Source organism: Pseudomonas sp. Soil_N_39, from assembly GCF_057655955.1.
Genome location: NZ_JBDGLI010000002.1, coordinates 364,355 through 386,840 on the forward strand (window position 1 = coordinate 364,355; position 22,486 = coordinate 386,840).

Here is a 22,486-nt window from a genome sequence, read left to right on the forward strand (position 1 = left end):
GTCTGCCCATGATTCATATCCCGAAATCGGAATACAGCCGTCGCCGCAAGGCCCTGATGGCGCAGATGGAACCCAACAGCATCGCAATCCTGCCCGCCGCCGCCGTTGCGATCCGCAACCGCGACGTCGAGCACGTCTACCGCCAGGACAGTGACTTCCAATACCTCAGCGGCTTCCCCGAGCCGCAAGCGGTGCTGGTGCTGATGCCCGGCCGCGCCCACGGCGAGTACATCCTCTTTTGTCGCGAGCGCAACGCCGAACGTGAGTTGTGGGACGGCCTGCGCGCCGGCCAGGAAGGGGCGATCCGTGACTACGGCGCTGACGACGCATTTCCCATCACCGACATCGACGACATCCTGCCGGGCCTGATCGAAGGCCGCGACCGGGTGTATTCAGCCATGGGCAGCAACCCTGAGTTCGACCGGCACCTGATGGAGTGGATCAACGTGATTCGCTCCAAGGCCCACCTCGGCGCCCAGCCGCCGAACGAATTCGTTGCCCTGGATCACTTGCTGCACGACATGCGCCTGTATAAATCGGCGGCGGAACTGAAGGTCATGCGCGAAGCGGCGCGGATCTCCGCCCAGGCGCACATCCGGGCGATGCAGGCGGCACGTCCGGGGTTGCATGAGTTCAGCCTGGAAGCCGAACTGGATTATGAATTCCGCAAGGGCGGGGCGAAGATGCCGGCCTATGGCTCGATCGTCGCGGCGGGGCGCAACAGCTGCATCCTGCACTACCAGCAGAACGACGCGCTGCTCAAGGACGGCGACCTGGTGTTGATCGACGCCGGTTGTGAAATCGACTGCTATGCCAGCGATATCACCCGTACGTGGCCGGTCAGCGGCAAGTTTTCACCCGAGCAGAAGGCGATCTACGAAGTGGTGCTGGCCGCCCAGGAAGCCGCGTTTGCCCAGATCGCACCGGACAAACACTGGAACCAGGCCCACGAAGCGACGGTCCGGGTCATTACCGAAGGGTTGGTACGCCTGGGGTTGCTGGAGGGTGAGGTGGACGAGTTGATCGCCAGCGAGGCCTACCGGGCGTTCTACATGCACCGCGCCGGGCATTGGCTGGGCATGGACGTGCATGACGTGGGTGAGTACCGGGTCGGCGGCGAGTGGCGGGTACTGGAAATCGGCATGACGCTGACGGTGGAGCCGGGCATCTACATCAGCCCGAACAACCGCAGCGTCGCGAAGAAATGGCGCGGCATTGGCGTGCGCATCGAGGATGACGTGGTAGTGACCAAAACCGGTTGTGAAATCCTGAGCCGAGACGTGCCGAAAACGGTCGCCGACATCGAGGCCCTGATGGCCGCCGCCCGGACGCAAGCGGCATGAGCCGGGTCAACCTGGCGATCATCGGCGGCGGCCTGGTCGGCGCGAGCCTGGCATTGGCCCTGCAGGCCGGTGCCAAGGCCCGGGGCTGGAAAATCATGCTGATCGAGCCTTTCGCCCCCGGTGACGCTTGGCAGCCAAGCTACGATGCCCGGTCCTCGGCGTTGTCCTACGGTGCCCGGCAGATTTATCAACGCCTGGGTGTCTGGCAGGAGATTTCCCGTCGCGCCGAGCCGATCAAGCAGATCCATGTGTCCGACCGCGGGCGGTTTTCCACGGCGCGGCTGTCGGCCATGGAAGAGGGCGTGCCGGCGCTGGGTTACGTGGTGGAAAACGCCTGGCTCGGCCAGTGCCTGTGGCAAGGTCTGGACCCAGAGGTGGTCAGTTGGCGCTGCCCGGCGCAGGTGACCCGCATGGAACCACTGGTCGGCGGTTATCGCCTGACCCTCGACGACGAAACCACCCTGGAGTGCGACCTGGCCGTACTGGCCGATGGTGGTCGCTCCAGCCTGCGCGAGCAGTTGGGCGTCGCCGTGCGCAGTCGCCCTTATGACCAGAGCGCCTTGATCGCCAACATCACCCCCAGCGAAGCCCACAATGGCATGGCCTTTGAACGCTTCACCGATGACGGCCCGATGGCCTTGTTGCCGCTGCCGGAGAATCGTTGCGCGTTGGTCTGGACCCGCCAGGGCATGGACGCACAACGGCTGGCGGCCCTCGACGAACGCAGCTTCCTCGCCGAATTGCAGGGCGTGTTCGGTTATCGCCTGGGTACGCTGAAGCAAGTGGGCGTGCGACACCTGTACCCGCTGGCGCTGGTGGAGGCCGAAGAGCAGGTTCGTCCGCACCTGGCGATCCTGGGCAATGCCGCCCACAGCCTGCACCCGATTGCCGGGCAGGGGTTCAACCTGTCCCTGCGCGATGCTCAGGCCCTGGCCGATGCCTTGCTCGACAGCGACAGCGAGCCGGGGGATTTTGCCGTGCTGCAAGCCTATCGCGAGAGCCAGCGCATGGACCAGGCCCTGACCGTGGGCTTCTCCGATCAGGTCACGCGGCTGTTCGGCAGCAGCCTGCCGTTGGTGTCCCTGGGCCGTAACCTCGGCTTGCTGGGTCTCGACCTGCTGCCGCCAGCCAAGCGCTGGTTCGCCCGCCAGGCCATGGGCCTGGGGACGCGTCCCGATGCTTGAGGCTGGGGTGGTCATTTCTTTTCATGGGCGGCTGATGTCGCCAGCAAAACAGGCTTAGAGCATGGAATTGCGTGCAGATCTGCTGATTGTCGGCGCCGGTATGGTCGGCAGCGCCCTGGCGCTGGCGTTGCAGGGCAGTGGCCTGCAAGTGCTGTTGCTCGACGGCAGCCCGATGAGCGTCAAGCCCTTCGATCCCCAGGCCGCGTTCGAGCCCCGGGTCAGCGCCTTGTCGACGGCCAGCCAGCGGATCCTCGAGCGTCTGGGCGTCTGGGACGGCATCACCACCCGGCGTGTCAGCCCTTACACCGACATGCACGTCTGGGACGGCAGTGGCACCGGGCAGATCCATTTTTCCGCCACCAGCCTGCATGCCGAGACGCTTGGGCACATCGTTGAAAACCGCGTGGTGCAGGACGCCTTGCTGGATCGGCTGCATGACTGCGACCTGGGCTTGCTGGCCAACGCCCGCCTGGAGCAGATGCGTCGTTCCGGCGACGACTGGCTGCTGACCCTGGCCGATGGCCGCACCTTGCGCGCGCCCCTGGTCATTGCCGCCGACGGCGCGAATTCCGCTGTGCGCCGCCTGACCGGCGTGGCGACGCGCGAGTGGGATTACCTGCACCACGCCATCGTCACCAGCGTGCGCAGCGCCCGGCCGCATCGAATGACGGCATGGCAGCGCTTCACCGACAACGGTCCGCTGGCGTTCCTGCCCCTTGAACGTGACGGCCAGCACGATTGGTGCTCGATTGTCTGGTCCACCACCCCCGAAGAAGCACAGCGCTTGATGGCGCTTGATGACACCGCATTCTGCAACGAACTGGAACGCGCCTTCGAAGGCCAGCTCGGCACGGTGCTGAGTGCCGACCCGCGCCTGTGCGTGCCGCTGCGCCAGCGACATGCCAAGCGCTACGTGGCCGAAGGGCTGGCGCTGATCGGCGACGCGGCCCATACCATTCATCCGTTGGCCGGGCAGGGGGTGAACCTGGGCTTCCTCGACGCCGCCGTGCTGGCCGAAGTGCTGCTGCACGCGGCTGGCCGTGGCGAGCGGTTGGCGGACGTGAAGGTGTTGAGCCGCTACGAGCGGCGCCGCATGCCCCATAACCTGGCGCTGATGGCGGCGATGGAGGGGTTCGAGCGGTTGTTCCAGGCCGATCCGCTGCCGGTGCGCTGGTTGCGTAACACCGGGCTGAAACTGGTGGACCGCCTGCCTGAGGCCAAGGCGTTGTTCGTGCGCGAGGCACTGGGATTGATTGGGGATTTGCCGGATTTGGCCAAGGCCTGAAATCTGTATTGGGGCTCATGGCCCTATCGCGGGCAAGCCTTGCTCCCACAAAAGCTTGTCCCACATTGCACACCTGTGGGAGCAAGAGCTTGTGGGAGCAAGGCTTGCCCGCGATAGCGGACCCAAAATACTGCGCATCTCCAGGCTGCAACATTTGGAAATGTGTCCGCCCACTGTTCGATTGTGGTGCCAAATGTGAGTCCTTATCATTTGCGCTTCGTTCATAATCCAGAGACCGCTACCATGTTGGCAACCAAGCGCCTGCTGTCCGCCCTCGCCTTGACACTGATCGGCTCCACTGCCGCCCAGGCCGCCGATGAGGTGGTGGTCTACTCCTCGCGTATCGATGAACTGATCAAGCCGGTCTTCGATGCCTACACCAAGAAGACTGGCGTGTCGGTGAAGTTCATCACTGACAAGGAAGCGCCGTTGATGCAGCGGATCAAGGCCGAAGGCGAGAACGCCACCGCCGACCTGCTGCTCACCGTCGACGCCGGCAACCTCTGGCAGGCCGAGCAGATGGGTATTCTCCAACCGTTCACCTCCCCGGTGATCGATGCCAACATCCCATCCCAATACCGCGCTTCGTCCCACGCCTGGACCGGCTTGAGCCTGCGGGCACGGACCATTGTCTACTCCACCGAACGGGTTAAACCCAGCGAATTGACCACCTATGAAGCGCTGGCTGGCAAAGAGTGGGAAGGCCGCCTGTGCCTGCGGACCTCGAAAAAGGTCTACAACCAGTCCCTGACCGCCACGCTGATCGAAACCCACGGCGCGGAAAAAACCGAGGAAATCCTCAAGGGCTGGGTCAGGAACCTGTCCACCGACGTGTTCTCCGACGACACCGCATTGCTTGAGGCGATCAACGCTGGCCAGTGCGACGTCGGCATCGTCAACACTTACTACTATGGCCGCCTGCACCAGCAGAAGCCGGACCTGAAAGTGAAATTGTTCTGGCCGAACCAGGCTGATCGCGGCGTGCACATCAACCTTTCGGGGATTGGCTTGACCAAGCATGCACCGCATCCGGAAGCCGCGAAGAAACTGGTGGAGTGGATGACCACGCCGGAAGCGCAGAACATTTTCGCCGACGTGAACCAGGAATTCCCGGCCAACCCGAAGGTCGAGCCGTCCAAGGAAGTGGCGGCCTGGGGCAAGTTCAAGGCCGACACCCTGCCGGTGGAAGTCGCGGGTAAACGCCAGGCCGAAGCCATTCGCATGATGGATCGTGCCGGCTGGAACTGAGACCAGTCCTGTCCAGTTCATTGATAACATGTGGCGAGGGAGCTTGCTCCCGCTGGAGGGCGAAGCCCTCCCAGAGTATCCGCGGGCCATGGCCCGGAACTTTGGGGCTACTTCGTAGCCCAGCGGGAGCAAGCTCCCTCGCCACGTGACCGATTGTTTAACGAGAGTATTCCTTGGCCCACCCCGCCCAACGCCGCTGGTACCCCCTGGTCTTCGCCATCGCCGCGCTGGTCCTGTTGCCCCTGAGTGTGCTGCTGCTGTCCTGGCAGAGCGTCGACCAGCAGATATGGTCCCATTTGTGGGACACGCAGATGCCGCGCTTGTTGGGCAACACCCTCACGTTGATCCTTGGCGTGGGTGTGGGTGTGACCTTGCTGGGTGTCAGTCTCGCCTGGCTCACCAGCCTGTGTGAGTTCCCGGGGCGTCGCTGGCTCGATTGGGCATTGATGCTACCGTTTGCGATTCCGGCCTACGTATTGGCATTTGTCTTCGTGGGCCTGCTGGATTTTGCCGGCCCCGTGCAGACGCTGATGCGTGAATGGTTCGGCAGCGGCCTGCGCCTGCCCCGGGTTCGCTCCACCGGCGGGGTGATCCTGGTGCTGGTGCTGGTCTTTTACCCATACGTGTATCTGCTGGCGCGCAGTGCCTTCCTGGCCCAGGGCAAGGGCTTGATGGAAGCCGCCCGGGTGCTGGGGCAGTCGCCGTGGCAGGCGTTCTGGCGCGTGGCGCTGCCGATGGCCCGGCCGGCCATCGGTGCGGGCGTGGCGCTGGCGCTGATGGAAACCCTGGCGGATTTCGGCGCGGTGTCGGTGTTCAACTTCGACACCTTCACCACCGCCATCTACAAGACCTGGTACGGCTTCTTCAGCCTTTCCAGCGCTGCCCAACTGGCCAGCTTGCTGTTGCTGGCGGTGATGTTGGTGCTCTACGGCGAACGCCGGGCCCGTGGCGCCCACCGGGCCAGTAACGAGCGGCCCCGGGTCAAGGCGTTGTACACGTTGCGCGGCCTCAAGGCCGTGGCGGCCAGTGGCTGGTGCTTTCTGGTGTTTGCCTGCGCCTTTGTCATCCCGGTACTGCAATTGGTGGTGTGGTTCTGGCAACGGGGTCGTTTCGACCTGGATGAGCGTTATGCCGGGCTGATCGTCCACACTCTCTACCTGGGCGGCCTGGCGGCGCTGGTCACCGTTTGCGTGGCCTTGCTGCTGGCGTTCGCCCGGCGGTTGGCGCCGACCCGGCCGATTCGTGCCGGCGTCGGCCTGGCGAACCTGGGGTATGCCTTGCCCGGTTCGGTGTTGGCGGTGTCGATCATGCTTGCGTTCAGCTATCTGGACCGTGAGCTGGTCATCCCGCTGTCGACCTGGCTCGGCGGTGCGGGCAAACCGTTGTTGCTGGGCAGCCTGTCGGCGCTGTTGCTGGCGTATCTGGTGCGCTTCCTGGCCGTGGCCTACGGCCCGTTGGAGAGCAGCCTGGCGCGAATTCGTCCGTCCTTGCCCGAAGCGGCACGCAGCCTTGGGATCAGTGGGCCACGACTGTTTTTCAAAGTGTATCTGCCATTGCTGTTGCCCGGAACGTTGAGCGCGGCGTTGCTGGTGTTCGTCGATGTGCTCAAGGAAATGCCCGCGACGCTACTGATGCGCCCGTTCGGCTGGGACACGCTGGCGGTGCGGATCTTCGAGATGACCAGTGAAGGCGAGTGGGCCCGGGCCGCGCTGCCGGCGCTGACGTTGGTATTGGTGGGGCTGTTGCCGGTCATCGGATTGATACGACGTTCGGCCCATCGAAACAGCTAGGTGTCAGTCCTACCTCATGCGGCTACAATGCGCGGCATTCGGTGCGGTCCGTCTGTCGGACCGGGCAACTGAGAACGTCAGAAAACTCCTTTTTTCAGACGTTCGCGCTACGCAGTGTCCGTCCGCACCTTCGCCAAGCCCGGAAGGAGAAACCCATGGGACAGCGTACGCCTCTGTATGACCTTCATCTCGCCCTTGGCGCGAAGATGGTCGATTTTGGCGGTTGGGATATGCCTTTGCATTACGGCTCGCAGGTCGAAGAACACCATCAGGTGCGTCGCGACTGCGGTGTGTTCGATGTATCCCACATGACCGTGATCGACGTCGCCGGCCCCCAGGCCAAGGTCTGGCTGCAGCGCTTGCTGGCCAATGACGTCGACCGCTTGCAGGACACAGGCAGTGCCTTGTACAGCGCCATGCTCAATGAGCGCGGCGGCATCGTCGACGACATGATCATCTACCGTGTCGGGGACGGCTATCGGCTGGTCTTCAACGCCTCGACCCGCGATCAGGACCTGGCCTGGATGCAGGCACAGCTCGGTGACTACGACGCGCAACTGCATGAGCGCCCCGAGCTGGCGATGCTGGCGATCCAGGGGCCCCACGCCCGACAGAAGATTGCCGAGCTGGTCACACAATCCCGTGGACAAATCATCCAGCAACTCAAGCCTTTCGAAGGGCGTGCCGACGGCGAATGGTTCATCGCCCGGACCGGCTACACCGGCGAAGATGGCCTGGAAATCGTCCTGCCCGCCCAGGAAGCCCCGAGTTTCTTCAACGACCTGGTCGGCGCCGGTATTTCGCCCATCGGCCTCGGTGCTCGCGATACCTTGCGCCTGGAAGCGGGCATGAACCTCTACGGCCAGGATATCCACCCGGACGTTTCACCGCTGGCCTCGAACATGGCCTGGAGCATCGCCTGGGAACCGGCGAGCCGTCAGTTCATCGGGCGTGGTGCGCTGGAGGCCGAGCTTGCCAGCGGTGTGCAGCACAAACTGGTTGGGCTGGTGTTGGAGGAGCGGGGTGTTTTGCGCGCCCATCAGGTGGTTCGCATCGCCAATGTTGGCGAAGGGGAGATCACCAGTGGTAGTTTTTCTCCTACGCTTAGCAAGTCGATCGCCCTGGCACGTGTTCCGATGGCTACTGCCGACCGGGCCGAGGTAGAAATTCGCGGTAAGTGGTACCCGGTACGGGTGGTCAAACCGACCTTCGTCCGCCATGGCAAAACCCTGATCTAACCTTTTGCGGCGGGCCGCTGGCCGCTGACACTTTCTCTTGAGGACACAGAATATGAGTGATATCCCTGCCGAACTGCGTTTTGCTGAAAGCCATGAGTGGGCCCGCCTGGAAGCTGACGGTACCGTCACCGTGGGCATCAGCGATCATGCACAGGAAGCCTTGGGCGATGTGGTGTTTGTCGAGCTGACTGAAGTCGGTAAGGTGTTTGAAGCTGGTGACCAGGCCGGTGTGGTTGAGTCGGTCAAAGCCGCTTCCGATATCTACTCCCCGATTGCCGGTGAAGTGATTGCGGTCAATGAGGCGTTGGGCGGTGAGCCGGAACTGCTGAACTCCGATCCGTACGGCGCCTGGATCTTCAAGCTCAAGCCAAGCGACAAGGCCGAGATGGACAAGTTGCTCGATGCGGCCGGCTACCAGGCCGCTATCGGCGAATAAGGACCACTGTACCTGTGGGAGCGAGCTTGCTCGCGATAGCGGTGGATCAGCAGCATTGATGTGGGCTGACACGCCGCTATCGCGAGCAAGCTCGCTCCCACAGGGGGGCTGGGACAGCCTTGGGGGTTTCACCGGGCAAAAAAATGCCGCTCAATCGAGCGGCATTTTTTATTGGCCGGAAATCAGTCCTGGGCGACGGCGTTTTTCGCCAGGATCGCGTTGGCCAGTTCCATGTCGGTGGCTTGCAGGCCTGGGTTGTCGGCGCGAACTTTCTGCATCGCCGCTTCCAGGTAAGGGCCACGGATACCGCCATCACTGGCGACGAAGCTGCCGGCATCGTCCTGGGCGGCGACGATCAGTTTGTGATCCTTGAAAGTCAGGTAGGTGGAACCGGTGGTCGCACCGGATGAAATGACGTTACGCCAAAACGTGTCGGCCATTGCCGAGCCAACAGGTAGAGACAGCAAGGCTAGGGTAGCGACAGCAAGTTTGAGACGCATGATAGGTGACTCCACTGGGTTAACTATGACGTTGGATTACCGGCGTCTCGATTCAGTTCCATGACGTGTCAGTCAGCCCGTTCCACCTGCAGCACCGCGCCGTCCTGCGCCATCACCCTGACCCGCGTGCCAACGGACGACTCGGGTCCCTTGGCCAGCCAGACACTGTCGGCCACCTTGATCTTGCCGCGGCCATCGACAATCGCTTCATGGACCAGGAAGACCTTGCCGATCAGTTCCTGTCCGCGCAGGTTCAGGTGCGGCTGATCGCTTTGGCGCACGGCGCTGCGCTGGCGTTGCCACCAGTACAGCGCCGTGGCGATGGCGAACAGGCCGAACAACAGGAACTGCAGCTCCCACGGTATCTGCGGCAGGATGAACGTGAGCACGCCGACTGCCGCGGCGGCCATGCCGATCCACAGCAAGTACCCCCCGGCGCCGAACACTTCAAGGATCAGCAGGATAACGCCCAGCGCCAGCCAGTCCCAGTACGACAGGTGTTGCAGGAACTCCCACATACGCGTGCCTCAGGCTTTCTTGCTGTCGAAGGTGGCCTTGACGATCTCGCCGATGCCACCGACCGCACCGATGACCTGGCTGGCTTCCAGCGGCATCAGGATCACCTTGCTGTTGTTGGCTGACGCCAGTTTGCCCAGCGCATCGATGTACTTCTGGGCGACGAAGTAGTTCACGGCCTGCACGTTACCGTCGGCAATGGCCTGGGACACCACCTGAGTGGCCAGCGCTTCAGCTTGCGCCTGACGCTCGCGGGCCTCGGACTCCAGGAACGCCGCCTGGCGGCTGCCCTCGGCCTCGAGGATCTGCGCCTGCTTCTTGCCTTCGGCGGTGAGAATCGCCGACGCTCGCAGGCCCTCGGCTTCCAGGATCTGGGCACGCTTGATACGTTCGGCTTTCATTTGCCCCGACATGGCGGCCATCAGGTCGGCCGGCGGGCTGATGTCCTTGATCTCGATCCGGGTGATCTTGATGCCCCACGGTGCCGTGGCTTCATCGACGGTGCGCAGCAATTTTTCGTTGATGCCGTCGCGCTGGCTCAGCATCGCGTCCAGTTCCATGGACCCCAGCACGGTACGGATGTTGGTTTGCAACAGGTTGCGGATGGCGTGTTCGAGGTTGTTGACCTCGTAGGCCGCCTGGGCCGTATTGACCACTTGGAAGAAGCACACGGCGTCAATTTGTACCGTGGCGTTGTCGGCGGTAATGACTTCCTGGGGTGGGATGTCCAGCACGCTTTCCATGACATTGATCTTGCGCCCGATACGATCCATCACCGGGATGATGATGTTCAGGCCGGGCTTGAGGGTGTTGGTGTAACGGCCGAACCGCTCGACAGTCCATTGGTAGCCCTGGGGCACGACCTTGAAGCCCATGAAGAGAATGGCGACCACCAGGCCGATGAAAAGTAAAAGTACGCTACCGATCTGCATGACGGTTCCCTGTGCGAATTGAGATGGACCTGCGAGCCCTTAGTGTAGGGCAAGCGGCCATTATCCTCACTCTGTGGGAGCAAAGCTTGCTCGCGATGCAGGCGTCTTGCTTCTCAGGGAGACCGCGTTATCTTCATCGCGGGCAAGCCTTGCTCCCACAGTGGGGATAAACCCTCTCGCCACAGGTGCTGCCACAACTACTTCTGCTCGCTCTGTGGCGTCACCCGCAGCACTTCCTCGACAGTGGTCAAGCCCGCCGCCACCTTTTGCGCCCCCGACAGCCGCAGGCTGCGCATGCCTTCCTTGAAGGCCTGGCGGCGCACCGCCAGCAGGTCGGTGTCGGGGTGGATCAAGGCCTTGACGCTGTCGGTCAGTTGCATGATTTCGTAGACGCCGGCGCGACCACGGTAACCGGTGTCGCGGCATTCCAGGCAGCCAACGGCTTGTTGGGCGTTGCTCGGCAACGGTGCCTGCCAGGGCCGGGTCAGGGTCTGCCAGTCATCTTCGTCGAGGGTCAGCGGGGCCTTGCATTGTGGGCACAGGGTGCGCACCAGGCGCTGGGCCATGACCCCGAGCACGGTGGCCTTGATCAGGTAATGGGGCACCCCCAGCTCCAGCAAACGGCTGATGGCGCTCGGCGCGTCGTTGGTGTGCAGAGTCGACAGCACCAGGTGCCCGGTGAGCGCCGCCTGGATCGCCATTTCAGCGGTTTCCAGGTCGCGGATCTCACCGATCATGATGATGTCCGGGTCTTGCCGCATCAGTGCGCGCACGCCGGCGGCGAAGGTCAGGTCGATGTTGTGCTGGACCTGCATCTGGTTGAAGGACGCCTCGACCATTTCAATCGGGTCCTCGATGGTGCAGAGGTTCACTTCCGGCGTCGCCAGTTTCTTGAGGGTGGTGTAGAGGGTGGTGGTCTTGCCGGAGCCGGTGGGCCCGGTTACCAGGATGATGCCGTTGGGCTGGCGGGTCATGTCCTGCCAGCGGCGCAGGTCGTCGGCGGAGAAGCCGAGCTGGTCGAAGTCCTTGAGCAGCACTTCCGGGTCGAAGATCCGCATGACCATCTTTTCGCCGAACGCCGTGGGCAAGGTCGACAGGCGCAATTCCACTTCGCCGCCGTCCGGGGTCTTGGTCTTGACCCGACCGTCCTGGGGTTTGCGTTTTTCCGCGACGTTCATTCGGCCCAGGCTCTTGAGGCGGCTGACGATCGCCATCGTCACCTGCGGCGGGAACTGATAGACGGTATGCAGCACCCCGTCGATGCGAAACCGCACGGTGCCCTGCTCGCGGCGCGGTTCGATGTGGATATCGCTGGCGCGCTGTTGGAAGGCGTACTGGAACAGCCAATCGACGATATTGACGATGTGGGCGTCGTTGGCGTCCGGTTCCTGGTCACTGGCGCCGAGGTTGAGCAACTGTTCGAAGTTGCTCAGGTTGCTCGGTTGCTGATCGACCGTGGTGGCGCCGCTGACCGACTTGGCCAGGCGATAGAACTCCACGCTCAAGCGCTGGATATCCACCGGGTTGGCGACCACCCGCTTGATCGGCAGCTTGAGTACGTGGGTCAGGTCGGCTTCCCAGCTGCTGACGTAAGGTTGTGCGCTGGCGACGGTGACGGCGTCACGATCGACCGCTACCGCGAGGATCTTGTGGCGTTGGGCAAAGGCGTAGGACATCAAGGGTGTCACGGCCGCCACGTTGATTTTCAGCGGGTCGATGCGCATGTAGGGTTGGCCGGCCTGCTGGGACAACCACAGGGTCAGGTTCTCCAGGTCCAGGCGCTTGCCAGGGCGGCTGAGATCGTCCAGGTGCTGGTTGGCAATGAACTCCAGCGGATGCAGCTGGCTATTGGCGCTGTGGCGTCGGCGGGCGTTGAGCGCGGTTTCGGCTGAATCCTGGCTGATGAAGCCTTGGGTGACCAGTTGGCGCAGCAGATCATTGAGGTCCAGCCAGCGGTCCTGAGTGGCGTGTTTGGTGGACATGCGGGTTCCTATTGGACAATTGCAGCAAAGCCGCGATACAGACGCTTCGGCGTCTTCGCTCGGTCTGCAAAAGAATAGTCCCGACCCGGTGGTCCGTTGGGCCACTACCCGACCAATGCGTTACCAGGTCTTGCCCGTGGGGCGCTCAACCGGCCGCCTGGGTCGGCTCAACCCTCGTAAATTCAGCGCTTTGCAGGTTCACCGAGCACATGCCGATCAGGTTGCGTAATTTTTCAGCGATCACCTGGGCTCGGTGCCAACTCAGCCCGTCCATGACGATCTCCAGCGACAGCAGGTCATCGAGGCGCTCGACGCGAACCTGCTGTGGCGTCAGGCCCTGTAAGGCAAACAGGTTCAAGGCCCGGCACAGCAGGTCCGGCTCGGCCTCGGCCAGCATCTGGTAGTGCACGCGGCAATGAGCATTGGCGACATGCCAGACATCGGCGCGGGTCGGGGCAGTGGCAACGGCTTCAAGTGGGGGCATGTTCGGTCTCCTTGGGGGGCGGAGAAATATTTACATGCGTCGTGGGGTATTTCTTATCTAAGATGGGTGGATCTGGCGATACTACGAATCGCCTTATTCTACAAATCAGTCATTTTGGGTTTATTTATGCAAAGCCAGCTGGATAGCTACGACCGCCGGATACTGGCGCTGCTGCAAGAGGATGCCTCGCTGTCCAGCGCGCAGATCGCCGAGCAGGTTGGCTTGTCTCAGTCGCCGTGCTGGCGGCGGATCCAGCGGATGAAGGAGGAGGGCATCATCCGCGGGCAGGTGACCCTGCTGGATCGCAAGAAAATCGGCCTCAACACGCAGATCTTCGCCGAAGTGAAACTCAACGCCCATGGCCGTTCGAACTTCACAGAGTTCACCGAGGCGATCCGCGGCTTTCCCGAAGTACTGGAGTGTTACGTGCTGATGGGGTCGGTGGATTTTCTGTTGCGCATCGTCACGGCGGACATCGAGGCGTATGAGCGATTCTTTTTCGAAAAGCTGTCGATGGTACCGGGGATCCAGGAAGTGAATTCGATCGTGGCGCTGTCGGAGATCAAATCGACGACGAGTTTGCCGGTGGTGCGCTGAAGCTTGTTTTTTGTGGTGTTTGGGGGTGGCCTCATCGCGAGCAAGCTCGCTCCCACAGTTGATCTTCAGTGGCCACAAGATGTGGTTACAACACTGAACCCCTGTGGGAGCGAGCTTGCTCGCGATGGCGGTATCACAGGCGCAGCAAAGTCTTCCAAGCCCGATTCTGATACACCGCAATGGCCTGCTGCTTGCGCGCATCCAGCGTTTCGTCGGTGATCGGCTGGTTGGCCAGTTGCGCCAGTTTATTCAGCTCGCCATAGAGGCGATCCATTTCCGGGATCTCCAGTACATGGCGGGCGTGGTGTAGCCAGGCCTGGATGCGTTCGATGCGCGGCAGTTGCTCGGCGAGGTCTTCCGGCTGCTGCTGATAGCGTTGCAATTGCAGGGACGAGGATTCTTCGCCCAGCAGACGCGGCAGCCAGCTGCCCAGTTGCGCCGCGCCCTGGCGATTGCCACGGGTGTTGCGCTCGGCGGCCCAGCTGCGCGCCAGCAGCCAGCGTGAAGTATTGAGGGAAAACAGGCCCCAGCGCGGGTCTTGCAACTCTTCCAGGAACTGTTCCGGCGCGGCCTTGCGCACATCTTCGTCGTCCAGGCCGGCCTGGACCAGCGGGCGCCAGTCTTCCAGCAACGCGTCCAGGGCCAGGCGCAAGTCGTGGGTCGACTGGCGTGGCGCGGCCTGGCCGAGGCTGCTGAGCAGGGCGCGCAGTTCAGCGAGGTTTTCCACCCAGTCCTGCAGCAGGCGCCAGTGGCCGTTGAAACGGTATTGCTCGGCCAGGCGCTGGCTGCTGCCGAGCAAATGCCAGCTCAGTGCGGCGAAGGCGTCATCCAGCGGCGTTTCGGCGGTCAGTTGCGGGGCCGGCAGGCTCAAGGCGTAGCTGCTCGCGTCATGCAGGCGATAGCCTCGCTCGGCCTTGCTGATGTCGCAGGGCATCAAGGGCAGGGTTGCGGCCAGCTCGGCGGCCAGTTCCAGCAGGGCGGCGGGCTCGCCTTCGCGTAGTTCCAGCTCCAGCTCACAGATTTCTTCCTTCTGCTTGCCGACCACGACGTGGCCCAGGTCCAGGGCGGCTTCGATGACCACCTTGCTTTTGCCACGGCCCCAGGCGATTTCAGCGCGTTCGCGAACGAAATCGGTGGTGAAGATGGCCTTGAGGGTTTTCTTGTCCAGGTCGGCCAGGGCCTCGGGCCAGCATTCGCCGTCGAGCTTCTTCAGGTCGAGCTTGGCCTTGGGCAGGTGCCAGTCGTACTCGTTGCGCTCGGACAGGCCGGCGACGCTCTGGCCGCGGGTCTTGAGGGTCTGGATCACCTCTTCGCCGTCGCGACGCAGGCGCAGGGCGACCTTGGCCTGGGCCAGGTCACGCTCTGGCGTGTCGAAATACTGGTTCATCAATTCGTGGCGTTCCCAGCCACTCTTGTTGCGTTTTTTCAGCAGCGGATGCTCGCGCAAGGCTGCCAGGGTCTCGCGGCTGACGCGGAGTTTGATTTCGGTTTCTTTCTGCATGGCCGGAAAATCCAGGGATCGGGTGCGCAGCCGGGGGAAGGTGTGGCTGCCAAGGCCGTGCAGTGTACAGGACTCCTCCCTCCTACGCGCCGCGACGGTTTATTCCTGGGTCCAGATGGTTCTATGATGAACGTCAATCTGTAAGCTCGGAGCCAGCGATGCCTTTGCCGTCCATGAAAGATCAATTCGCTGCCCTGATCGCCACGCCTTCGGTCAGTTGCACCCAACCAGGGCTCGACCAATCCAACAGTGCCGTGATCGAGCTGCTGGCAGGCTGGCTCACTGAGCTGGGGTTCTCCTGTGATATCCAGCAGGTCAGCCCTGGCAAATTCAACCTGCTGGCCAGTTTCGGCAGCGGTCCCGGCGGTCTGGTGCTGGCGGGCCACAGCGACACGGTGCCGTTCGACGGCGCGTTGTGGCAGACCGATCCGTTGAAGCTCACCGAGGTCGATGGCCGTTGGGTGGGCCTGGGCAGTTGTGACATGAAGGGCTTTTTCGCCCTGGCCATCGAAGCGGTCAAGCCGCTGCTGGACCAACCGTTCAAGCAACCGCTGCTGATCCTCGCGACCTGTGACGAAGAAAGCTCCATGTCCGGCGCCCGGGCCCTGGCCGATGCCGGCCGGCCCCTGGGGCGGGCTGCGGTAATCGGTGAGCCGACCGGCCTCAAGCCAATTCGGATGCACAAAGGCATCATGATGGAGCGCATCGACATTCTCGGGCGTAGCGGTCATTCGTCCGATCCGCGCCTGGGCCACAGCGCACTGGAAGCCATGCACGATGCCATGGGCGAATTGCGCGGCCTGCGCCTGCAATGGCAGCGTGAATTCCGTAATCCGCAGTTCAGCGTGCCACAACCGACCTTGAACTTCGGCTGCATCCATGGGGGCGACAATCCCAACCGGATCTGCGGCCAGTGCTCCATGGAATTCGACCTGCGCCCGTTGCCGGGCATGGATCCGCAAGTGCTGCGGGCGGCGATCCGGCAGAAGCTCGAGCCCATTGCCGAGCGCCACCAGGTCAAGATTGATTACGCGCCACTGTTCCCCGAAGTGCCGCCGTTCGAGCAGGCCGAGGACGCCGAGTTGGTCCGCGTGGCCGAACGGCTGACCGGCCATCGCGCCGAAGCAGTGGCGTTTGGCACCGAAGCGCCTTATCTTCAGCGCCTTGGCTGCGAAACCCTGGTGCTCGGCCCTGGCGATATCGCCTGTGCCCACCAACCGGGCGAGTACCTTGAAATGTCACGTTTGCAACCTACCGTGCAACTGTTGCGGCAGTTGATCGGCCATTACTGCCTGACGCCGGCCACCGCCGGTTAAATTGCGCCCTTGCGGGCCCGTATTCATCACATGAGGAGAGCGCGCGTGTCGCCAAGCCTGTTCCGACGATAACCACCAGCCCCGTTGTGCGTTCTGTTTCGTCTTTGTTTTGGCTGTTATTTATTACAGGTCCAGGTTCATGCCCGAATACGTCAATTGGCTTCGCCACGCTTCGCCCTACATCAATGCCCACCGCGATTGCACCTTCATCGTCATGCTGCCCGGCGACGGGGTGGAACACCCGAATTTCGGCAATATCGTCCATGACCTGGTGCTGCTGCACAGCCTCGGCGTGCGCCTGGTGCTGGTCCATGGTTCGCGTCCGCAGATCGAGACCCGCCTCGCTGCACGGGGCCTGACGCCCCATTACCACCACGGCATGCGTATCACCGATGCGGCGACCCTGGAGTGCGTGATCGACGCGGTCGGCCAGTTGCGCATCGCCATCGAGGCACGCCTGTCCATGGACATGGCCTCTTCGCCCATGCAGGGCTCGCGGTTGCGGGTCGCCAGCGGCAACCTGGTCACCGCGCGTCCCATCGGTGTGCTCGAAGGCGTGGATTATCACCACACCGGTGAAGTGCGTCGGGTCGATCGCAAGGGCATCAATCGCCTGCTGGACGAGCGTTCCATCGTGCTGCTGTCGCCGTTGGGTTATTCGCCCACCGGAGAGATCTTCAACCTGGCCTGTGAAGACGTCGCCACCCGGGCGGCCATCGACCTGGCCGCCGACAAGCTGCTGCTGTTCGGTGCCGAGCAGGGGCTGATCGGCGAGGATGGACGGCTGGTGCGCGAATTGCGCCCGCAACAGGTCCCCGGCCACATGCAACGCCTGGGCAGCGACTATCAGGCCGAACTGCTGGATGCGGCGGCCCAGGCCTGTCGTGGCGGCGTCGCCCGTAGCCATATCGTCAGCTATGCCGAGGACGGCGCGCTGCTGGCTGAACTGTTCACCCGCGATGGCAGCGGCACCTTGGTGGCCCAGGAGCAATTCGAAGTGGTGCGCGAAGCGGCCATCGAAGATGTCGGCGGCCTGCTGGACCTGATCAGTCCGCTGGAAGAGCAGGGGATTCTGGTGCGTCGCTCCCGCGAGGTGCTGGAGCGCGAGATCGAACAGTTCAGCGTGGTCGAGCGCGAAGGCATGATCATCGCCTGCGCGGCGCTGTACCAGATCGCCGACTCGGATGCCGGGGAACTGGCCTGCCTGGCGGTGAACCCGGAATACCGCCACGGTGGCCGGGGCGATGAGCTGCTGGAGCGCATCGAAACCCGGGCCCGTGCCCAAGGGCTCAAGACGCTGTTCGTCCTTACGACCCGCACTGCCCACTGGTTCCGCGAACGCGGTTTCGAGCCCAGCAGCGTCGACCGCCTGCCGGCGGCGCGGGCGTCGCTCTACAACTATCAGCGTAATTCGAAAATCTTCGAAAAATCCTTGTAGGACAGCCGTCGGAAACTTTGCGCTACCGCGATCTTCTTGATTTCAGACAATGAGCAGCTAGTCTGGAACACGTCAAGATCGCGGCATGCGCGCGCTGTCTTGAACAGGAATCGAAGGCGCAGGAGGCGCGCAAACAGATCTCGCCGCCAAGAATTCGCGGGTCTCGTAAATCCCCGACGAATCATCGTTCAGTAATTCTCTGCGTCGCCGATAAGGCATGTCACGGCCTGATGGTGCTGTGATGGCACTCATATGTCGAAACGAGCTGAAAACTGTTGAAACAATTCTTTTTGGGATTATAAAGAATCCATTATCCTGCGGGCCGGTGTAGAGGGGTTAGACCATAGTCGTAGCCATAAATGCTTACGATTGACTTGTCAGTCACGGTCTGGCGCTAATCGCGCATCCGCGGATTCCGGGCGTTCGATCCGGAGCCAAAGAGACACAAGAATTAGAAAACGAGAGGAGCGAAGCATGAACAAGTCCACCTTGGCCGTGGCCGTGGCCGTTGGGGTTCTGGCGCAGCAGGCAGGCGCCGCGGGTTTTATCGAGGACAGCAAGGCGTCTGTCAGTTCTCGTACGTTGTACTTTGATAACGATAACCGCGAAGGCGGTGCCGACCAGCGTGAAACCGCTACTGGCCTGAAGTTCGACTACAAGTCTGGCTTTACCCAAGGCGTCGTTGGTTTTGGTATCGATGCCCAGGCATTGGTGGGTATCCATCTCGATGGTGGTAAAGGCCAACACCCAAATAGCAACACCTTCGTTCCAAGTGACACCGATGGCTCCGCCGTACACAACTGGAGTCGTCTGTCGGGCAACGTCAAGGCGCTTTTCTCTAAGACCGAAGCCCACCTGGGTGGCGCCCTGGCGCCTAACCTGCCGATCCTGGTCGCCAGCGACGGTCGTCTGCTGCCGCAAACCTTCGAAGGTGGCACCATCACCTCCAAGGACCTGGACAACGTAACGTTCAACGCTGGTCAGCTGGAACATGCTGTTGGTCGTGCATCGAGCAACCGTACCGGCTTGGCGGTCTCTGGTGGTACCGAGGAAAGCAATCAATTCCGCTACGCCGGTGCTGATTGGAAGGTCACCAAAGACCTGACTCTGCAGTACTACTACTCCAACCTGCAGGATTACTACAAACAGCACTTCCTGGGTGCTGTACATGTTTTCCCGATCAGCGAGGGCCAGTCTTTCAAGACTGACCTGCGTTACTTCGACAGCAGCTCGGATGGCCGCAACGGCGATGCAGGCTATCAGTTCGATAACAACGGTGGCTATTTCAAAGAACAGGGTGTGGTCGATAACAAAACCTGGAGCGCCATGTTCACCTACTCCCTGGGTGGCAGTGCTTTCATGTTGGGTCATCAGCAAGTTGGCGATGACGGTGGTTTTGTCTTCCTGAACCAGGGCAATGTGCTTGACGGCAACGGCCGAAATGAAGGCGCTGGTGGCTCGAGCTTCTATCTGTTCACAGATAGCATGATCAACGGGTTTATCCGTGCCGGTGAAAATACCACCTTCGGTCAATACTCTTACGACTTCGCCTCTCTGGGCGTTCCTGGCCTGAAAGCTGCCGTGGCCTATTTGCATGGTGAAAACATCAGGTCCAAGACCGCAGGTGGAAGCGATTCGTCCGAGTGGGAGCGCGACATGCGCTTGGATTACGTCGTCCAGCAAGGCGCTCTGAAAGGTTTCGGCACCACCCTGCGTCACGGCTCCTATCGTGGCACCGGTAGTCTTTCCGGCCCTGACCGTGATCAGACCCGCCTGATCTTCAACTACACTTACAACTTCATGTAAGACGTAGCGAAGTAAAAAAGCCCCGCCCGGCAACACGCCGGGCGGGGCTTTTACGTTTTCGAGTCAGGCCCACCCCTGTAGCCCTCCTCGAAACTTCTCCTCTTTTCAGCAACTCGAGGCCTTCTCGAACCTCGTTGACGATCTTGTGCCGGTATGCGGAATGACGCCAGTGAACAGTTTTTTATATTCACTAATGATCTAGATAAATGGATATTCATTCTTTTTAATGCAATCGAAACCGGTGCAAAGTTGGGCTCACAACAACCTCATCCAGGAGCCGCACCATGAGCCTCAGACTTGGCGACATCGCCCCCGACTTCGAACAGGATTCCAGCGCCGGCAAGATTCGCTTCCACGAATGGCTCGGCGACAGCTGGGGTGTGCTGTTTTCCCACCCGGCGGACTTCACGCCGGTATGCACCACCGAGTTGGGTCTGACCGCCAAGCTCAAGGACGAGTTCGCCCAGCGTGGGGTCAAGGCCATTGCCCTGTCGGTGGACCCGGTGGACTCGCACCACAAGTGGATCGAGGACATCAACGAGACCCAGAACGCCGTGGTCAATTTTCCGATCCTGGCCGATGCCGACCGTAAGGTGTCGGACCTGTACGACTTGATCCACCCCAACGCCAGCGACACCTTGACCGTGCGTTCACTGTTCGTGATCGACCCGAACAAGAAGATTCGCCTGACCATCACCTACCCGGCCAGCACCGGGCGCAATTTCAACGAGATCCTGAGGGTGATCGATTCCCTGCAACTGACCGACAACTACAAAGTCGCCACTCCGGCCAACTGGCAGGACGGTGATGAAGTGGTGATCGTGCCGTCGCTCAAGGATGAAGAGGAACTCAAGCAGCGCTTTCCCAAGGGCTACCGTGCCGTGAAACCCTACCTGCGCCTTACCCCGCAGCCCAATCGCTGAGACAAAACCTGGTCCTGGACCTGTGGGAGCGAGCTTGCTCGCGATAGCGGTCTATCCGACACATAATGTTGGCTGACACACCGCTATCGCGAGCAAGCTCGCTCCCACAGGGGGATTACTGTGCACCAAGGGTTTTCGGCCGTTCCGACGGCCTTTTTTTATGCCCCGAATAAAGTCATACGTATATCTCTATATAGAATAACCAAATGAATAAATATGATTTAAAGATATATCAATCCGCTGTTATGGTTTGACCCATACAGCGAGATCGCCCGCCGCGAATCGCACGTGACAGTTAAGGAAGGGTAGGCATGTTGGTCGTCTCACTCGGTGGCAGTCCCAGCCAACGCTCCCGCTCCGGGGTGCTGCTGGAGCGGTCGCAACGCTGGTTGCAGCAGCAAGGTGTGGAAGTGGTGAGTTATCAGGTGCGCGATTTCCCGGCCGAAGACTTGCTCCATGCCCGTTTCGACAGCCCGAAGGTGGTCGACCTGCTCCAGCAGATCGAAAATGCCGACGGTCTGCTGATTGCCACGCCGGTGTACAAGGCGTCTTTTTCCGGCGCGTTGAAGACCTTGCTGGACCTGCTGCCGGAACGGGCCTTGGCCCATAAAGTGGTGCTGCCGATGGCAACCGGCGGCAGCATCGCCCACATGTTGGCGGTGGACTACGCCCTCAAGCCGGTGTTGTCGGCGCTCAAGGCCCAGGAAATGCTCCATGGGATCTTTGCCGAAGACAGCCAGATCGCCTACGGCGAAGGCAGTGCCCAGACGCAATTGGCGCCGGCCTTGCAACAGCGCCTGGACGAGGCGCTGGAACAGTTTTTCAGCGCCATGGCCCGTCGGCCCAGGCCGCTGGACCCCAATGTATTGAACGAACGTTTGCTGAGTGCTCGCTGGAGCATTTAAACCCCGGACACCCCTGATTCAACTCACCTTACTCAGCCGCCAACGGCCCAGCAGGTGCAGCCAAAACCCCACAGCAAAAAGGAGAGGCGCCATGCGCACTGTCATTTTGCGTCGCGGGCTGGTCGCTCTGTTTGCTGCGGCTGTGTCCTTCGGCGTCGTTACCCAGGCTCAAGCCGAGACCTTGCGGATCGGTTATCAGAAGTACGGCACCCTGGTGCTGCTCAAGGCCAAGGGCTCATTGGAGAAACGCCTCGCCGCCCAAGGCGTGGATGTGCAATGGACCGAATTTCCTGGCGGCCCGCAACTGTTGGAAGGCTTGAACGTCGGCTCCATCGACTTCGGCGTGACCGGTGAGACCCCGCCGGTGTTTGCCCAGGCCGCGGGCGCCGACCTGCTCTATGTTGCTTACGAGCCACCGGCACCCGCCAGCGAAGCCATCCTCGTGCCCAAGGGGTCGGCGATCCAATCGGTGCACGACCTCAAGGGCAAGAAAGTCGTGCTGAACAAAGGCTCCAATGTCCACTACCTGCTGGTGCGGGCGCTGGAAGACGCCGGCCTCAAGTACTCCGATATCCAGACGGTTTTCCTGCCACCGGCCGACGCCCGTGCTGCGTTCGAGCGTGGCAGTGTCGATGCTTGGGTGATCTGGGACCCGTACCAGGCTGCCGCCGAACAACAGTTGCAGGCACGCACCCTGCGAGACGGCAAAGGCATCGTCGATAACCACCAGTTCTACCTCGCCACCAAACCTTATGCGCAAAAGAATCCCCAGGTCATTACCGCCCTGGTGGAAGAAGTGCGCGCGGTGGGGGAGTGGTCCAAGGCCAACCCTGAAGACGTGACCCAGCAGGTATCGCCGCTGCTCGGGCTGCCGGCGGACATCACCCTGACGTCGGTGAAGCGCCAAGGCTACGGGGCGTTGTTCCTCACGCCGGAAGTGGTGGCGGCGCAGCAAAAAATCGCCGACAGCTTCTACCAGCTCAAATTGATTCCCAAGCCCTTGAGCATCAAGGACGTGATCTGGACGCCGCCGGCGGCCGTTGCGAACGCGCAGTAATTCGA

20 protein-coding genes are annotated in these 22,486 nt (G+C 61.8%); 14 read left to right on the top strand and 6 right to left on the bottom strand.

The window, feature by feature from the left end; genetic code table 11:
• Nucleotides 1-8 precede the first annotated feature (8 nt).
• The 7 genes from pepP to gcvH all read left to right on the top strand — a co-directional run bounded on the left by pepP (nucleotide 9) and on the right by gcvH (nucleotide 8,524).
• The gene (gene pepP / locus AC3A5O_RS03960; protein ID WP_122567487.1) at nucleotides 9-1,343 is read left to right on the top strand and encodes a Xaa-Pro aminopeptidase; all 1,335 of its coding nucleotides are present in this window, start codon (nucleotides 9-11) and stop codon (nucleotides 1,341-1,343) included.
• On the top strand, nucleotides 1,340-2,527 hold the full coding sequence (gene ubiH, locus AC3A5O_RS03965; RefSeq protein WP_122567486.1) for a 2-octaprenyl-6-methoxyphenyl hydroxylase: 1,188 nt from the start codon (nucleotides 1,340-1,342) through the stop codon (nucleotides 2,525-2,527). The genes pepP and ubiH overlap by 4 nt, the downstream gene beginning before the upstream one ends.
• 67 nt (nucleotides 2,528-2,594) lie before the next feature.
• Nucleotides 2,595-3,812, top strand: coding sequence for a 2-octaprenyl-3-methyl-6-methoxy-1,4-benzoquinol hydroxylase (locus AC3A5O_RS03970; protein WP_305471291.1), 1,218 nt, complete (start codon nucleotides 2,595-2,597; stop codon nucleotides 3,810-3,812).
• Nucleotides 3,813-4,055: 243 nt separating this feature from the next.
• A complete protein-coding gene (locus AC3A5O_RS03975; RefSeq protein WP_122567484.1) occupies nucleotides 4,056-5,060 on the top strand; it encodes an extracellular solute-binding protein in 1,005 nt (334 codons plus the stop codon).
• A 173-nt stretch (nucleotides 5,061-5,233) separates the two neighbouring features.
• A complete protein-coding gene (locus AC3A5O_RS03980) occupies nucleotides 5,234-6,850 on the top strand; it encodes an ABC transporter permease (protein WP_122567483.1) in 1,617 nt (538 codons plus the stop codon).
• A gap of 155 nt (nucleotides 6,851-7,005) precedes the next feature.
• Nucleotides 7,006-8,088 carry a glycine cleavage system aminomethyltransferase GcvT gene (gene gcvT / locus AC3A5O_RS03985; RefSeq protein WP_305468786.1) on the top strand — a complete coding sequence of 361 codons (1,083 nt, stop codon included), beginning with the start codon at nucleotides 7,006-7,008 and terminating at the stop codon, nucleotides 8,086-8,088.
• A 52-nt stretch (nucleotides 8,089-8,140) separates the two neighbouring features.
• Nucleotides 8,141-8,524, top strand: a complete 384-nt coding sequence (gcvH, locus tag AC3A5O_RS03990) for a glycine cleavage system protein GcvH (protein WP_305468785.1) — start codon at nucleotides 8,141-8,143, stop codon at nucleotides 8,522-8,524.
• 182 nt (nucleotides 8,525-8,706) lie between these two features.
• Here gcvH and AC3A5O_RS03995 read toward each other — a convergent pair whose 3' ends face one another.
• From AC3A5O_RS03995 to AC3A5O_RS04015, 5 genes are all read right to left on the bottom strand, one after another.
• On the bottom strand, nucleotides 8,707-9,027 hold the full coding sequence (locus AC3A5O_RS03995; RefSeq protein WP_170846005.1) for a DUF2388 domain-containing protein: 321 nt from the start codon (nucleotides 9,025-9,027) through the stop codon (nucleotides 8,707-8,709).
• Nucleotides 9,028-9,092: 65 nt separating this feature from the next.
• On the bottom strand, nucleotides 9,093-9,542 hold the full coding sequence (locus AC3A5O_RS04000) for an NfeD family protein (RefSeq protein ID WP_122567480.1): 450 nt from the start codon (nucleotides 9,540-9,542) through the stop codon (nucleotides 9,093-9,095).
• 9 nt (nucleotides 9,543-9,551) lie between these two features.
• Nucleotides 9,552-10,472: an SPFH domain-containing protein gene (locus tag AC3A5O_RS04005; protein WP_003206668.1), complete on the bottom strand. Its 921-nt coding sequence runs from the start codon at nucleotides 10,470-10,472 to the stop codon at nucleotides 9,552-9,554.
• 197 nt (nucleotides 10,473-10,669) lie between these two features.
• Nucleotides 10,670-12,454, bottom strand: coding sequence for a type IV pilus assembly ATPase TfpB (gene tfpB, locus AC3A5O_RS04010; protein ID WP_053126399.1), 1,785 nt, complete (start codon nucleotides 12,452-12,454; stop codon nucleotides 10,670-10,672).
• 145 nt (nucleotides 12,455-12,599) lie between these two features.
• The gene (locus tag AC3A5O_RS04015; protein ID WP_122567479.1) at nucleotides 12,600-12,938 is read right to left on the bottom strand and encodes a hypothetical protein; all 339 of its coding nucleotides are present in this window, start codon (nucleotides 12,936-12,938) and stop codon (nucleotides 12,600-12,602) included.
• Between the two features lie 126 nt (nucleotides 12,939-13,064).
• Here AC3A5O_RS04015 and AC3A5O_RS04020 point away from each other — a divergent pair, with 126 nt between their 5' ends.
• Nucleotides 13,065-13,535, top strand: coding sequence for an Lrp/AsnC family transcriptional regulator (locus tag AC3A5O_RS04020; protein WP_122567478.1), 471 nt, complete (start codon nucleotides 13,065-13,067; stop codon nucleotides 13,533-13,535).
• 133 nt (nucleotides 13,536-13,668) lie between these two features.
• Here the strand turns inward: AC3A5O_RS04020 and AC3A5O_RS04025 are convergent, their stop codons facing one another.
• On the bottom strand, nucleotides 13,669-15,036 hold the full coding sequence (locus AC3A5O_RS04025) for a CYTH domain-containing protein (protein WP_122567477.1): 1,368 nt from the start codon (nucleotides 15,034-15,036) through the stop codon (nucleotides 13,669-13,671).
• A 158-nt stretch (nucleotides 15,037-15,194) separates the two neighbouring features.
• Here AC3A5O_RS04025 and argE point away from each other — a divergent pair, with 158 nt between their 5' ends.
• From argE to AC3A5O_RS04055, 6 genes are all read left to right on the top strand, one after another.
• Nucleotides 15,195-16,352 (top strand): acetylornithine deacetylase, encoded by a 1,158-nt coding sequence (argE, locus tag AC3A5O_RS04030; protein WP_122567476.1) that lies wholly within the window; start codon nucleotides 15,195-15,197, stop codon nucleotides 16,350-16,352.
• 139 nt (nucleotides 16,353-16,491) lie between these two features.
• A complete protein-coding gene (argA, locus tag AC3A5O_RS04035; RefSeq protein WP_122567475.1) occupies nucleotides 16,492-17,790 on the top strand; it encodes an amino-acid N-acetyltransferase in 1,299 nt (432 codons plus the stop codon).
• A 474-nt stretch (nucleotides 17,791-18,264) separates the two neighbouring features.
• On the top strand, nucleotides 18,265-19,596 hold the full coding sequence (locus AC3A5O_RS04040) for an OprD family porin (protein WP_487752864.1): 1,332 nt from the start codon (nucleotides 18,265-18,267) through the stop codon (nucleotides 19,594-19,596).
• 284 nt (nucleotides 19,597-19,880) lie between these two features.
• On the top strand, nucleotides 19,881-20,519 hold the full coding sequence (locus AC3A5O_RS04045) for a peroxiredoxin (RefSeq protein WP_024617266.1): 639 nt from the start codon (nucleotides 19,881-19,883) through the stop codon (nucleotides 20,517-20,519).
• Nucleotides 20,520-20,830: 311 nt separating this feature from the next.
• Entirely contained in the window at nucleotides 20,831-21,424 is a 594-nt protein-coding gene (gene ssuE, locus AC3A5O_RS04050) for an NADPH-dependent FMN reductase (protein WP_487752865.1), read from the top strand.
• Nucleotides 21,425-21,515: 91 nt separating this feature from the next.
• Entirely contained in the window at nucleotides 21,516-22,481 is a 966-nt protein-coding gene (locus tag AC3A5O_RS04055; protein ID WP_122567470.1) for a sulfonate ABC transporter substrate-binding protein, read from the top strand.
• The last annotated feature ends 5 nt before the right edge of the window (nucleotides 22,482-22,486 follow it).